Source organism: Ureibacillus suwonensis (assembly GCF_042655065.1).
GTDB classification, from domain to species: domain Bacteria; phylum Bacillota; class Bacilli; order Bacillales_A; family Planococcaceae; genus Ureibacillus; species Ureibacillus suwonensis.
The window spans coordinates 1-13314 of sequence record NZ_JBHSNQ010000160.1 but is presented as its reverse complement, the minus strand read 5'-3'; the positions used below and the strand labels follow the sequence as shown (position 1 = coordinate 13314).

Genomic DNA, 13314 nt, shown 5'->3' with positions numbered 1-13314 from the left:
TTGGGCTCGAGCCGGGCCCGCGGAAAGCGTCCCCGGAACGGAAATCAATTTTCTTCAATTATCAAAAAAACACCATTTTCTCCCGGGAGAAAATGGTGTTTTTTATCTTTTGTCCCAGCCTCTTTTTACTTTAAATGTGAAATCCGTTTTCTCCTTCACAGTTCAACTTTTTGTGTTCCAAAATAATAGACATAGATATCTTCCATTCTTGGTTCCACGTTCACAGCAGATTCATTCGGTTTTTCCTCTGAAATAATGCGCAACTCGATGTCATTCCCTAGTTGATGAACATTCGATACAGCATAGTTTGTTGAATATTTTTCCAATTCCTCTTCCTGAATACGTAAGCGCCACACTTGATTTTCCAATTGTCCTAACAGCGCGCTTGGTGTTGCCTTTTGAATCAGTTCACCTTTTTTGAGCAATAACACTTCATCCGCTACATACTCAATGTCGGATACAATATGGGTTGATAAAATAATAATCTTATTCTTTGAAAGTTTGGATAAGATGCCTCTTAATCGTATCCGTTCGCTGGGATCTAATCCTGCCGTCGGTTCATCCAAAATCAAAATCTCCGGATCATTCAGCAATGCTTGTGCAATTCCGATTCTCCGTTTCATTCCACCCGAAAATCCTTTCAGTTTTTTCTTCCGTACCTCCGTCAAACCAACCATGTCCAATAGCTGTTCTACCCTTGACGCAGCTGTTTGTCTATCCAGCCCCTTTAAATTGGCCACATATTTTAAAAATTCTTCGGCCGTAAAATTCCGATATCCATGAAATTCCTGCGGCAAATATCCTAAAACATCCCGATAACGTTCCCCCAATGCCGAAATATCCCGATGATTATAAAGAACCCTGCCTTTTGAGGGAGCAATCACATCAACCAATATCCGCAATAAAGTGGTTTTTCCGGCTCCATTTGGACCGAGCAGTCCGTAAATGCCGGGAGACAATTCACAATTGATATTTTTCAATGCTTCAAACCCTCTATAATGATGAGTGACGTTTTCGATTTTTAGCATCATAGTTCGTGTCTCCTTATCTGTAATGTAATCGTCAGCACCAAAACACTTGCAAGGAAAATTCCATACCATATCATTAAGACCATAAATTGCGAATCAAGGACAATGTCTTTCGCCCTGATGAAGTACGAGAAAAATCCTTTTTCCAAAAACCATTCCAAAGAATACGGCTGAAGAAGATTGCCTCTCAACAAGTAAGTTGTTCCAAATAAAATTCCGCATAAAACTGCGGCTACCATGTGGGATTGAAATACCGTACAAACACAAGCAGCAAAAACGGAAAATAATACACTCCCCGCCCACACATAAGGAAAACTTTCCAAACACTCTACTATAAAGGTGATAGATAAATTTTCATAACGGTTGAAAATAAAGAATCCCAAGACCTGAATGAATAAAAATAAAATCGCAATGCCAGTTGTATATAGAGCGTTTGCCAGCATCCTGAATAAAAACAGCCTGGCTTTTCCGCTTTTCGTCGCCAGAATAGCCTCTTTCACTTTCTCTTCTTCATCCCAGGAAAACAATCTTGTATTCACAAATAGAATCATAAATCCTATCATCAATGAACCTATTAAATGCCAAAAGCTGATTGATGTCATAAAAAAGCGATCTGCCCCCTTTTGTGCGGCAAAATATAGCCGAATCCCCCAAAAACTCATCAATGCCGCAAAAAGAAAAAGATTCCACCGATTTTTTGCAAGTTTCTTAATTTCCCACAGAAGCATATCTTCTCCACCTGCCAATGGCAAGATTAAAAGCAAATAGCAACAAAGCAAAAACCATGAATAGAATATATATTTCACCTTCCGAGAATGGTGATAACCCTTCCAAGTATTGATGACCTAACATCCCATTAAATCCATAATCATAAATATTTCGAAGATAAACATCCAATTTCATTGATCCAGTGTAATAACACAAGTATTTATCATACAGTTCTTCCAGCGCAAAAACGCTTCCTGCAATCATCATGATAAAAACGCTTCGTTTTATAAAGAAGGATAAAGCGAGTATACACAACGAAAAAATATAGCTTGCCAACACCATATAGCCGAACTGAAAAAGCAAAAGTTGGGCAAAGGTCCAATCGGGGTTGGCATTGATGAAATAAACAGGAGGATTGACTTTAATTTGATTAAATGCACCTGAGATAGAATATTTAGATACCAAGGTAAAAAAGCTGACTAAATAAAAATACGAAACGATGATGGCACAATAAATGAACATAACTGCTTGTTTCACCATTAATAATTGGACTTGTCCCTTTTTATACGTCAATAACAATTCATTCATTTCCTGTTCCCGCTCAATTGGCAGGCATTTTGCACTTCCAATTACAACCAATACAGCAATCATCCAAAATCCGAACCAAGGAACTGCATCTAACATTGCTCTCCATAATCCGGAAGTCGGATTGAAGGAATCCCCGGTATCCCGCAAACCTAAATAGTAATAGACTGTACATAAAAAGAGAGCGATATATATTTCCGGCTGTTGAAACAGTTTTTTCATTTCCGTCAGCCCCAACTTAATGAAACTCATAAGGCAACCTCTCCATTCCCCAAACCCTTACCAACCGGTATACTAACAACGCCAATAAAACAACGTTGATTACGAAATAAACCAAATAATTGATTGATAAAAGGACCGTTCCAACTGATGTAGAGATTGATAGTAAAACAAAGAAAATCCAAATGAGTATAATCACAGTCCAGGACAATACATCCCGATATCGAACGCTTAGAAATAATAATGTTAAGCTAAACAATAGAATGGGAGTCAATCCCAAACTTGCAATCCGAAAGATGGACAATGACAGTTCTACATGATGGATAAGTATCATATAAAACACGGTGCAGGTGTAAATGACAATGCTGCTGATCGTCATGGCGACAATTTTGGAAAATAAAATTTGTTGAAAAGAATATTTATAAGTACATTCCAATTCAACCATATCTTCGGTCTGTTCATTCATGAAATGCCAACCGATGACCAATATAGGAAGAGGTGATGTGAAAATAAAGAACAGCCATTTCTCCATTGTTAAAGGAAGTACCGTATAAATGAAAAACATAAGTAAGATGGTCATACATAATTGCCGTTTATAATGCCACAACAAATCGATAAATGCTTTCCAAATTAGTTCTTTCATTAAAACGATGGTTCTTTCCCGTCGAATCGGCATGTATGTTTTTAGCACGTCAATCGTTTCTTGCTTATCCCCTTCATGAATTTTGGGTAATGGATATGTTTGAAGAAGCGCTTCAAGTTTATCCTCAAAATTTTTGTTCTGTTCCAACTACTTTCCCTCCCTCATCTGTTTTTTCACTTTTTCCAAACCTTGCCGAAGCCTGGATTTCACAGTTGGTATGGGGGTTCCTGTAATTTTTGCGATCTCTTTCGCTGTAAATCCATAAATATATTTCAAAATGATGGTGTTCTTTTGCGTATAAGGCAATGCATTCAACATTTCTTTGACGACAGATTGATTGGCAATATGTTCACTGATATCCGCCCCCACCTTTACATTTTCATGCTCTATAGAAAAAGAAATGAAGTGCTTATTCTTTCGAAAGGAATTCATCGTATGGTTATGTGCAATTTTGAAAAGCCAAGCTTTAAAACTTCCTTGTTCTTTATATGTAGGCAAAGCTTTCAACATGGCAATAAACACTTCTTGTGTAATGTCTTTCGCTTCCTCATATGAACTGCCTAAACGGTAAATATAGTTAAATATTTCATCGTAGTAACGGCGGACGAGCATTTCCATCGCCTGCTCATCTCCAAGCAAAATTGACTTTATTAATGTTCCATCATCCTCTAACATGGCAAAACCTCCATCTACCTCTTAAACACAAATTATAAGGAAAAGGATTTAAACTTTTTCTACTTTTTTAGAAATTTGTATAAAATGTTAATTTCTTTAATATTTCCGGTATATGGATCCATACTTTTCCTAAAAAAAACGACTTCCGGAACCGGAAATCGTTTAAGCGGCGCTAAAACATCTTCATTATCTGCATCTCTCGCCTTTGGCATATATAAATATTTAGTTTAATATTGTAGATATTCTTAACTTTTTATCCGTTAATGGATCTGAAAACGGGGTGAAAATGTGAATTTATATTTCCTCTTTCTTATTATCGCTCTCATCTTAACGGTTCTATCAAAAGTTTTCCAGTTCGTATTTCACAGCAAAATCGGGGATTTCATCGTGATCCCGGCTGCCATATCCTTTGTGCTGGCGGTGCTTTTTTCAATAAACAAATTCAACATTTTGTTTGAAACGGACAGGCATGACGCGATTATCATCGCTCTTTGGGCGTGCCTTGCAATCGTCATGTTCCAATTGGCACTGATGCTATTAATCGGTTACCACAATAAATGGGGATTTGGGTTTATTGCACTGTTTATTATTTGTTTAGGGATCTTTCTTTTCAAAATGGCTGGAATGCTAAAATAATTACATTTACATAGGATTGAGGAGATTTTTTATTTAGCAATCGTGCCACTATGAAGAAATAGTTGTAAACGGTTCTGACCATCTATTACGAATCAAGTACTAAATGTTTTTCCATTAAAACGGTGTTCTTCCATTGTCCATTTTTTCTGGCAATTCCTTTCCGGACTCCCACGATTCGAAAACCGCACTTTTTATGTAGTTGAATGCTCGCTTTATTCACTTCGATAATCGATGCTTGCAACATCCAGTACCCGGAGAGTTGGGCTTGTTCAATTAAATGCAATAGCAGCCTGGAACCAACCCCTTTCCCTTGGGCATCAGGGTGTACATATATGCTCACTTCGCCGACACCTTTATAAACCTCCCTTTGAGAAACGGGGGTAATGGATACCCAACCGAAAATTGTTCCATTTTCGTCATAGACATATCGAAGGGATGGATGATATTTTTTATCCCATTCATCCATGGAAGGTACGGTTGTTTCAAATGTCGCTATGCCTGTATCAATTCCTGATTGATAAATTTTCAGCACTTCCGGAATATCCTTCTTTTCCAAAAATCTGATCATTGCACATAACCCCTTTATTTTTGACACATTGATCCTTGCCTGAATAGTTATTTCAATGTTTCCCAATCAACATCAGCCGCTGCTTTTTTCGAACTGGAATTCCCGAATTGCAAAGCTAGACTATTTTCAAACCCTATCCTACTGGTGCCCACATGGTGGAATCCTCTTCAATTACCAATGCATGTAAGGATGTTTCATCTTGGAGTTCTTTTTAACCATATTATCAAATTCCTCTTATTTTCTGTTAAAAAATATGAGCTTCTTTATTGCAAAGGGGGACTTATGTATCATTTTTTTTACAAATCAACAATACTTTAATCTTTTTATGAAAACCCTTACATAATAAGCTATACTGAATAAAAAGGGGGTTTGATGTTATGGGCAAATTAACCGGCAAAGTAGCAATCATTACAGGTGGAGCTTCAGGAATTGGCGCAGCAACCGCAAAACTTTTTGTGGAAGAAGGCGCAAAAGTTGTTATTGTTGATGTGAATGAGGAAAAAGGAAAAGCCTTTGAAGAAGAATTAAAAAATCAAGGCGGAGAAGCGCTTTTTGTACAAGCGGACGTAACCAATGAAGAAGATGTTCAAAATGTATTCGCAAAGGCAAAAGCCTCTTTCGGCAAAGTTGATATTCTTTTCAACAACGCCGGTATTGGGGCTGTGAAACCGACAGATGAACTTCCATTCAGTGAATGGCGGAAAACAATTGCCGTTGACTTGGACGGTGTATTTCTGTTTGCACGTGCAGCCATCAAAGAATATTTACAATCCGGCGGCGGTGTCATTGTTAATACCGCTTCGATGTACGGCTTGGTAGGTGCCGCAGGAAGTGCCGCCTACAATGCAGCAAAAGCCGGGGTTGTCAACTTTACCCGTTCCATTGCGTTGGAATATGCTAACCGAAATATCCGGATCAATGCGATATGCCCTGGATTTATAGACACTCCAATTTTAGGGGATACAGATCGGAACGGTTTAATTGAGGCGACACCGATGAAACGCTTGGGTAAACCGGAAGAAATTGCAAAAGCCGTCTTATTTTTAGCAAGCGATGATTCATCCTTCATGACCGGAAGCGCCCTGGTTGTTGATGGTGGCTATACGGCGCAATAAGGCAATTCATTTCTATAAAAAAGGTAGAGGGTCAAATCCCTTCTACCTTTTATTTATTATTTTCATTTTGACAATCTTTTCCGTATAAATGCCGGTTCATCTATCAGAGTATGAGGTGTGATGATATTTTCACTCACAACGACAATAGCCTGCACTTTCAGTAGAGTATGTTGCGGCATTTCCTTTTTGAAATCCTGCACTTCCGAGCTGTTTTGCCACTTTTTTATTGCCGATAATCACTGAATCCCTAAAACGGATGGGCAATACTATTTTATATCTTCCTTCATTTTTACCATATTATACCATACAACTCCGCCATGTTGTGATTTGGATATGCCATGATTTGCAAATCCCAGTTTCTCATAAAAAGGAACCAATTCCAGTTTACATGTCAAAGTAATTCCTTCCCTTTCATTTTCTTTCACCAGTTCTTCCATTTTCCTAATCAGGATTTTGGCGATTCCCTGTTTTCTGGCGCGCTTATCCACGGCTACCCCCAAAATGCTTTGATAGCCACCTTTTTCCGGATTTCTATTGATCCGCTTAAACAGATCGTCTGTAATGTACGGTTGTTGAATCACCGGCCCATTAATATACCCGACAATTTCCCCATTCTTTTCCGCAACAATAAACGTATCGGGAATCATTTGAATCCTTTCTTCAAAAGCTTCTTTCGTTGCGGCCTCTTTCTTCAAAAAAGCTTCATTTTCAATGCGCAACAAATCTTGCAGATCTTCGGAATGTACATTTCTTAAAGTAATCATCTTTTCTATTCCCCCTTTCAATCAATTATTGTTAATAGTTTACCATATTATTCCAAGTGTTTTTCAAGGATATTTCTGCATATTTTTCCATCTTATCTTTTAAAAAATAGCATATCATCTGACCATATAAATTTTATATTTCTGATTATTTTAATATTGCCACTATGATGTTAATTTTTAGAATATCAGAAATAGAAGGAGGGCCCTCAATGCAGCATATTCAATCCGGAAAAATAACAACCATACGTTTGACAACTTGCGCCATGTTTATGGCTATGATTGTAGCCCTTAGCTCTTTTGGACTCCCTGTTCCTGGAGGACATCTGTATTTCGTTGATATTGCCATTGTTCTTGCAGCCATCCTGCTTAACCCTATTGAAGCCCTTATCGTGGCAGGTTTCGGATCATTTCTCGGGGATTTTCTTTTTTATCCGCCTCCAATGTTCGTTTCACTTGTCACTCATGGACTGCAAGCTTTTGTCATCTCGCTTTTTTCCCACAAGGTGCTGAAAAGCAAACCAATCCTTTCTTCCGGGATTGGTGTAACGATTGGTGTCATCATCATGGTAACAGGTTATACCCTTGGAAAAATTTATGTATATGCCACTTTGGAATACGCCATTTTGAAACTTCCATATGAAATCGCACAAGGAGCAATCGGCGCCATATTAGGGATGATTTTATGCTGGAAATGCGGAATTCATAAACTGTATGACAAAATGATTCTCAGTAATAATTAATTGTGTATGGAAAATGTTCATTCAATATTTCCCATTTTTAATAACCCGTTTTCCACAAAATGAGTTTCATAGTACAGCGATTCCGAATATCTTCTGTTGGGAAATATAAAAAGGGATTTTGCCTATCGATCCAAATTCTGATGATTAGGCAAAATCCCTTTGTTTCTGTGTTTTTCATCTTAATAAATCAAGTGCAAGAAATCTTCCTTCGTCACGCCTCCGAAGTATGTAGGGATTTCGACATCCGCCAATGCTTCTTCAATGTCTTGATAAGCGTAGCGGACCCCAACTAAACGTTGCTCGACTTCTTCTACATCCCCCATGCCAAAGAAATCGCCAAAAATCCTAATTTCTTCAATGATGCCTTTGTTCACTTCCAAACGGATATCAATTTCCCCTGATGGGAAGCGTTTCTGCTTTTGCATATTAAAGCGCGGGGATTTTCCATAGTTCCACTCCCATTTTTGGTAGCGTTCTTCCGACAAAGCATAAATTTTTTCCCAATCCTGTTCCGTCAACTCATAATATCGGATATTCTCCTCGCCGCCGAAAATGGATTTCAAAATTTCCATCCGGAACTGTTCAACGGTAATTTTTTCAGGCAGGAAATCGATGATGTTGGCAACACGGGAACGTACGGATTTGATGCCTTTGGACTCAATTTTGTCCTGCTTCACTTTCAACGAATTCGTCACCGCATCCAGATCCAAATTGAACATTAATGTACCGTGGCTGACCAAACGGCCGCGCGTTACATATTGCGCGTTCCCTGACACTTTCCGTCCTTCCACTAAAATGTCATTGCGGCCGGAAAGTTCCGCCTTTACCCCCAATTTTGCCAACGCGTCCACCACAGGCTGCGTGAATCTTTTATAGTTGCTGAAGCTGTTTCCGTCGTCTTTTGTGATAAAGCTGAAGTTTAAATTATTTAAATCGTGGTACACCGCTCCACCGCCGGAAAGCCGACGAACGACGATAATGCCATTTTCTTCAACGTAGTCTGTGTTGATTTCTTCAAATGTGTTTTGATTTTTGCCGATAATGATCGACGGTTGATTAATATAGAACAGCAAAAAATCATCCTGCTCAATATCCATGTTTCTTATAAGATATTCTTCAATCGCCAAGTTCACCCTTGGGTCTGTAATGCCTTTATTATCAACAAAATACATCTATGTAGCCTCCTATGCAAATTGTCCATATCTATTTTACACGAAAAATGGCTCATACTGATTTTTTTAGTATGATTGAATTTTTCCTCAACCATTGCAAATTTTGCTAGATAGATTCCGGTTCAACACTTTCTGAAATAAGGTTGGGCATTTCATCTGGTTGGATGAATGTTGTAAAAGAAATGAAGAAAGGCCAAAATCTATGCATTTCTTCTATCTATTATTTCTCCAATAACGGATGAAGATATTGTGCAGAGTATGAAACTTGTCGGATTGCGTCCGGATATAAAACAAAAAGTGAGAAATTATTCACTGGGAATGAAACAAAAATTGGCCCTTGCCCAGGCCATCATGGAAAACCAGCAAATCCTCATTTTGGATGAACCGTTCAATGCATTGGATTATAATAGTGTACAGCAAGTGCGGGCATTATTAAAATCGTTTAAAGAGGAAGGAAGAACTATCCTTTTGACAAGCCATCATCATGAAGACATCACGTTGCTATGTGATGAAGTCTATCGGATCAATCATTTTGAATTGGAAAAAGACGATATGGCATTCAGTTATATAAATTGATCCTCTAATAAAATCTTGTACAGCTGAATTGATGGGCCATCTTATCTCCGTTTTTTCTCTCAGTTTGAATTGAAAAGTTGTCCACACTTTCAATCTAAGGAGAGAACAAAATGGATGATCAAGATGGCTCCATTCATATGTAGACTTACGTGAAAATCCCCTGATAGTGTACATCCTTTTTTCACTAAGGCATCATCATATTTAAAACATCATCGCCATACATTAATAAGCAGAATACGGAGAGGAGGATTTTTTGTTTACCCAATATAAATATTGGTATCCTTATGTCAGTCCACACGATCCTTGTCCCCCTATCAAAATCAAAAGCTATTCTACTCCCCCTCAACTTTATATAGCATTCCAACCAATTGGATTACCTCAATTTCCAACCGCGAAAGAAGCATTGATGCACGGTACATTATGGCCTCAGCTTTACAGTCCTTATCCAAATCCACAAAAAAGGAATGAAAAATCGTGAGTAAAACAATGCCCCCGGAGTATTATCGGATGCTGGAGGAAATTCAGGCGATCGATTTTGTCATTGTGGAGTTGAACCTATATTTGGATACTCACCCTAACGATTTTGAAGCCATCAAGCAATTCAATGACTTCACTGAGAAAAGTATGAAATTGAAAATACAATTTGAAAAGAAGTTCGGGCCGCTGATGAATTTTGGCAAAAGTTTTTCGAATTACCCGTTTAATTGGGTGGATACCCCTTGGCCTTGGCAGGTTTAATCACCTATATTCGTTAGGAGGAACAAATGGTGTGGTATTATGAAAAAAAGCTTCAATATCCGGTGAAGGTAAGTACCTGCAATCCAATGCTGGCAAAGTATTTAATTGAACAATATGGAGGCGCTGATGGGGAGTTGGCAGCCGCATTGCGCTATATGAACCAACGCTATACCCTTCCGGATAAAGTGGTCGGCCTATTAACGGATATCGCGACCGAGGAACTTTCCCATCTTGAAATGATTGCCACGATGATTTACAAACTGACAAAAGATGCGACACCGGAACAATTAAAGGCGGCGGGGCTGGCGGATCATTACGTGAATCATGATAAAGCCCTGTTCTACCAAAACGCGTCCGGCGTACCATTTACCGCTTCATATATTCAGGCAAAAGGCGACCCGATCGCCGATTTGTACGAGGACATTGCCGCAGAAGAAAAAGCCCGCGCAACCTACCAGTGGATCATTGATTTGTCTGACGATCCGGATTTAAATGACAGTTTGAAATTTTTAAGGGAAAGAGAAATTGTCCACTCCCTCCGATTCAGAGAGGCCGTCGAAATCCTCAAAGAAGAACGGAATACAAAAAAATTCTTTTAAAAGTAAATGCTATCTAAAACAATCAAGTTGGATTTTCAACTTGATTGTTTTATTTTAATCAATTTGTATATTTTTTCTGGATATATAATAAATCTGCTTTTATCCAATGATGATGTATAAAATTTTGTGTAAAGCATTTTGCTAGACCAAAAGAAAAAAGGTAGGGTATTCTCTGATTGAACCCAAACATTCCAGAGAAAGGAGAACCCTACCTATGTCTAAAAGTATACCGAATGTCGACTGGGCAAATCAACTGGAAAGTGTCATTCGTCAGTTTGTAAAGGAAAAATTAGAACTGATCATGCGGGAAGAAATCAAGAATTTCCTCGAAATAGAACAGGCCGGAACATCAAATATGAGAAACGGCTACTATCAACGAAATCTAGATACGCAATATGGTCGGATTGAAGGTCTTTTGGTCCCTAGAGACCGAAACGGAGAATTTCAAACCCAATTGTTCGCTCCTTACCAACGCCACACCGGCTGGCTGGAGGAAGCCATCATCAGGATGTATCAAAGTGGCATGAGTACGCGTGAAATTGGCAAGTTTATTGAACGAATTTTAGGCAATGCCTATTCTCCAGCGACGATCAGCCGTATTACCGATGTCGTGAAAGAAGACATCGAGAAATGGCACACTCGTCCACTGCACAAGCGTTATTCCGTCTTATATTTGGATGGTTTATACGTAAAACTTCGTCACGAAACCGTGGAGAAAGAAGCCGTTTATGTGGTGTTAGGGGTGAACGAAGAAGGATATCGCGAAATTCTTGATTTCTTTGTGGGAGGACAAGAAAGCACCTATGTATGGCAGGAGATTCTTCAACAACTATACAACAGAGGCGTAAAGGAAGTGCTTCTGGGCGTATTTGATGGACTACCGGGGCTGGAGGAAGCCTTTAAGTCGGTGTATCCGAAAGCCGATGTGCAGCGCTGTGTCGTGCACAAAGTCCGCAACACCCTCAGCCGTGTTCGGAAAAAAGACCAATTCGAAGTGGCCGAGGATCTCAAGCTGATTTATCGCGCGCCGAATAAGGAGATGGCGTTACAAATGTTTCAACAGTTTGAGTCGAAATGGTCCAGCAAATATCCAAGAGAAGTTCAATCTTGGGCCAATGAGTTGGATGTCCTCCTTACATTTATGGATGATCCAAGCAGTATTCGAAGTGTGATTTACACGACGAATGTCATCGAACGAACGATCAAAGAGATTCGGAAACGTCTAAAGCCGATGAACAGTTTGAGCAGTTTAGAAGCCGCGGAAAAAGTCGTGTATTTGACCATCCAAGATTTTAATGAGAAATGGGCAGGGCGAAAGTTAAGAGGATTTGCCGAAGCGCAGGAAGCCCTCGAGCGAATGTTTGAAGAACGTTATCATTAACCAAATACTGTAAATAAACAAAATAGGGGGATTCTCCCTTTCCACACAGGAGACTGAATATTCAGTCTCCTGTGTGGAGAAAATCAGTCCCCTATCAATTCAAATCCATTTCAGAGAAACCCTACCCCATTTACATTACACAAAATTCTTGACGGTACCTGACGAAATTTAAAATTTGAAGTGCTCATTTTTTAAAAGTTGTGGAACGATTTCTTGGTTAACTAACGGGGCAGGTTTGTTGAAGATGGAATACTCTAAAAATTATTATCAACAATAGTCATTAACATAGCCTAAATAAAAAAGAAGGACGGTTAAATCATATGAACTCTTGTCCCCATACGACAAACACCTCCACAAATCGAATGGAGTTATACATTCGATTCAGGAGGTGTTTTCTTTTGGATTACTTCATTCTGCTAGGCGTTTTTTTATAAAATGATAAATTATAGGGTCATTACTTTGAAAATACTTATTAAGGCATGATATAAAAAATCAACAAAATTATAATATTGATAGGGAGACTAATTAACAAAAACAATCCTATATAATTTTTAGGACTAGGACCTTTTTTTGTTATAGCAAAATACTCAACACCCAAATTACTGATTGTAATTAATAAAACAAAGATGGCATAAAGCAAAACTTTTTCCTTAAACATGCTTGTGAAAAGGGGAGAAAAGATAATTAGAAAAGTGAGTTGCTGAAAAGTGCCTCGAGAAAAAATATCTACCTTTCCACCCAGAAATGCTTTAAAGTCACTTTTGCTCATATTATCCCCCTTACTATCGTAAGCAACCAGCAGCAGCACTAGCCCCTAACCATACCGCGGCAACACCAGTTCCTATTGCCCAACCAGCTGGACCACTTATTCCAGCAAGAGTCATAAGACCAGTAAACGCAGTAGTATGCGCGAAACCTGCAATGGATGCTGCTCCACAACCGCTGATTTTTTGTATCGATACTATATTATTATTTTGTGTATTTACTTCTTCTAAAATACTTTCTTTTAAGTTTTCACCTTCAGCACTATTTATAACTTTCTCAACTTTCGCACACAGTAATATTTAAGCATTGCTTGATATAATTAGGTATAGTAACCAACCATTTATTCATTTGATTTTTAAAGATGTCCATGTTTAAAGAAACCTTGGATTCCGCCAAAGTTTG

16 protein-coding genes and 1 pseudogene are annotated in these 13314 nt (G+C 38.6%); 8 read left to right on the top strand and 9 right to left on the bottom strand.

The features are described from left to right. Positions 1-155: 155 nt before the first annotated feature. From ACFPOH_RS12120 to ACFPOH_RS12100, 5 genes are read right to left on the bottom strand one after another with little or no spacing between them, the layout of a single operon-like run. Positions 156-1031, bottom strand: coding sequence for an ABC transporter ATP-binding protein (locus ACFPOH_RS12120; RefSeq protein WP_342468396.1), 876 nt, complete (start codon positions 1029-1031; stop codon positions 156-158). Next, a complete protein-coding gene (locus ACFPOH_RS12115; RefSeq protein WP_342468395.1) occupies positions 1028-1756 on the bottom strand; it encodes a hypothetical protein in 729 nt (242 codons plus the stop codon). Before ACFPOH_RS12115 ends, ACFPOH_RS12120 begins: the two co-directional genes overlap by 4 nt. Beyond that, positions 1737-2573 carry a hypothetical protein gene (locus ACFPOH_RS12110; protein WP_390309858.1) on the bottom strand — a complete coding sequence of 279 codons (837 nt, stop codon included), beginning with the start codon at positions 2571-2573 and terminating at the stop codon, positions 1737-1739. The genes ACFPOH_RS12115 and ACFPOH_RS12110 overlap by 20 nt, the downstream gene beginning before the upstream one ends. Further along, positions 2560-3330: a hypothetical protein gene (locus ACFPOH_RS12105; protein ID WP_390309856.1), complete on the bottom strand. Its 771-nt coding sequence runs from the start codon at positions 3328-3330 to the stop codon at positions 2560-2562. The genes ACFPOH_RS12110 and ACFPOH_RS12105 overlap by 14 nt, the downstream gene beginning before the upstream one ends. Beyond that, complete coding sequence (locus tag ACFPOH_RS12100) at positions 3331-3858, bottom strand: RNA polymerase sigma factor (RefSeq protein WP_342468392.1); 528 nt, start codon at positions 3856-3858, stop codon at positions 3331-3333. 288 nt (positions 3859-4146) lie between these two features. On the opposite strand from ACFPOH_RS12100, the gene ACFPOH_RS12095 reads away from it, so the two are divergent. Beyond that, positions 4147-4494, top strand: coding sequence for a hypothetical protein (locus ACFPOH_RS12095; RefSeq protein ID WP_342468391.1), 348 nt, complete (start codon positions 4147-4149; stop codon positions 4492-4494). Between the two features lie 85 nt (positions 4495-4579). Here the strand turns inward: ACFPOH_RS12095 and ACFPOH_RS12090 are convergent, their stop codons facing one another. Beyond that, the gene (locus tag ACFPOH_RS12090; RefSeq protein WP_342468390.1) at positions 4580-5062 is read right to left on the bottom strand and encodes a GNAT family N-acetyltransferase; all 483 of its coding nucleotides are present in this window, start codon (positions 5060-5062) and stop codon (positions 4580-4582) included. A gap of 377 nt (positions 5063-5439) precedes the next feature. On the opposite strand from ACFPOH_RS12090, the gene ACFPOH_RS12085 reads away from it, so the two are divergent. After that, entirely contained in the window at positions 5440-6177 is a 738-nt protein-coding gene (locus ACFPOH_RS12085; RefSeq protein ID WP_141601932.1) for an SDR family NAD(P)-dependent oxidoreductase, read from the top strand. 266 nt (positions 6178-6443) lie between these two features. On the opposite strand, the gene ACFPOH_RS12080 is transcribed toward ACFPOH_RS12085, so the two are convergent. Next, entirely contained in the window at positions 6444-6941 is a 498-nt protein-coding gene (locus ACFPOH_RS12080; protein WP_342462920.1) for a GNAT family N-acetyltransferase, read from the bottom strand. 209 nt (positions 6942-7150) lie between these two features. Here ACFPOH_RS12080 and ACFPOH_RS12075 point away from each other — a divergent pair, with 209 nt between their 5' ends. Then, complete coding sequence (locus ACFPOH_RS12075) at positions 7151-7681, top strand: ECF transporter S component (protein WP_342462921.1); 531 nt, start codon at positions 7151-7153, stop codon at positions 7679-7681. Positions 7682-7860: 179 nt separating this feature from the next. On the opposite strand, the gene ACFPOH_RS12070 is transcribed toward ACFPOH_RS12075, so the two are convergent. After that, positions 7861-8853 carry a lipoate--protein ligase gene (locus tag ACFPOH_RS12070; RefSeq protein ID WP_342468388.1) on the bottom strand — a complete coding sequence of 331 codons (993 nt, stop codon included), beginning with the start codon at positions 8851-8853 and terminating at the stop codon, positions 7861-7863. A gap of 252 nt (positions 8854-9105) precedes the next feature. Here ACFPOH_RS12070 and ACFPOH_RS12065 point away from each other — a divergent pair. From ACFPOH_RS12065 to ACFPOH_RS12045, 5 genes and pseudogenes are all read left to right on the top strand, one after another. Beyond that, positions 9106-9429 (top strand): annotated as a pseudogene (locus ACFPOH_RS12065) (ATP-binding cassette domain-containing protein); the annotation flags it as partial. Between the two features lie 253 nt (positions 9430-9682). Further along, positions 9683-9907, top strand: a complete 225-nt coding sequence (locus tag ACFPOH_RS12060) for a spore coat associated protein CotJA (protein WP_141601935.1) — start codon at positions 9683-9685, stop codon at positions 9905-9907. Beyond that, positions 9904-10167, top strand: coding sequence for a spore coat protein CotJB (locus ACFPOH_RS12055; protein WP_141601936.1), 264 nt, complete (start codon positions 9904-9906; stop codon positions 10165-10167). The genes ACFPOH_RS12060 and ACFPOH_RS12055 overlap by 4 nt, the downstream gene beginning before the upstream one ends. A 29-nt stretch (positions 10168-10196) precedes the next feature. Then, positions 10197-10766, top strand: coding sequence for a manganese catalase family protein (locus ACFPOH_RS12050; protein WP_141601949.1), 570 nt, complete (start codon positions 10197-10199; stop codon positions 10764-10766). A gap of 214 nt (positions 10767-10980) precedes the next feature. After that, complete coding sequence (locus tag ACFPOH_RS12045) at positions 10981-12147, top strand: IS256 family transposase (protein WP_342471154.1); 1167 nt, start codon at positions 10981-10983, stop codon at positions 12145-12147. 472 nt (positions 12148-12619) lie between these two features. Here ACFPOH_RS12045 and ACFPOH_RS12040 read toward each other — a convergent pair whose 3' ends face one another. Beyond that, a complete protein-coding gene (locus tag ACFPOH_RS12040) occupies positions 12620-12916 on the bottom strand; it encodes a hypothetical protein (RefSeq protein ID WP_100664556.1) in 297 nt (98 codons plus the stop codon). Positions 12917-13314 lie beyond the last annotated feature (398 nt).

Excerpts from the sequence above, each read along its gene's own strand:
- ACFPOH_RS12120 (WP_342468396.1), bottom strand. The coding sequence starts at position 1,031 with ATGATGCTAAAAATCGAAAACGTCACTCATCATTATAGAGGGTTTGAA.
- ACFPOH_RS12115 (WP_342468395.1), bottom strand. The coding sequence starts at position 1,756 with ATGCTTCTGTGGGAAATTAAGAAACTTGCAAAAAATCGGTGGAATCTT.
- ACFPOH_RS12110 (WP_390309858.1), bottom strand. The coding sequence starts at position 2,573 with ATGAGTTTCATTAAGTTGGGGCTGACGGAAATGAAAAAACTGTTTCAA.
- ACFPOH_RS12100 (WP_342468392.1), bottom strand. The coding sequence starts at position 3,858 with ATGTTAGAGGATGATGGAACATTAATAAAGTCAATTTTGCTTGGAGAT.
- ACFPOH_RS12090 (WP_342468390.1), bottom strand. The coding sequence starts at position 5,062 with ATGATCAGATTTTTGGAAAAGAAGGATATTCCGGAAGTGCTGAAAATT.
- ACFPOH_RS12085 (WP_141601932.1), top strand. The coding sequence starts at position 5,440 with ATGGGCAAATTAACCGGCAAAGTAGCAATCATTACAGGTGGAGCTTCA.
- ACFPOH_RS12080 (WP_342462920.1), bottom strand. The coding sequence starts at position 6,941 with ATGATTACTTTAAGAAATGTACATTCCGAAGATCTGCAAGATTTGTTG.
- ACFPOH_RS12075 (WP_342462921.1), top strand. The coding sequence starts at position 7,151 with ATGCAGCATATTCAATCCGGAAAAATAACAACCATACGTTTGACAACT.
- ACFPOH_RS12070 (WP_342468388.1), bottom strand. The coding sequence starts at position 8,853 with ATGTATTTTGTTGATAATAAAGGCATTACAGACCCAAGGGTGAACTTG.
- ACFPOH_RS12045 (WP_342471154.1), top strand. The coding sequence starts at position 10,981 with ATGTCTAAAAGTATACCGAATGTCGACTGGGCAAATCAACTGGAAAGT.
- ACFPOH_RS12040 (WP_100664556.1), bottom strand. The coding sequence starts at position 12,916 with ATGAGCAAAAGTGACTTTAAAGCATTTCTGGGTGGAAAGGTAGATATT.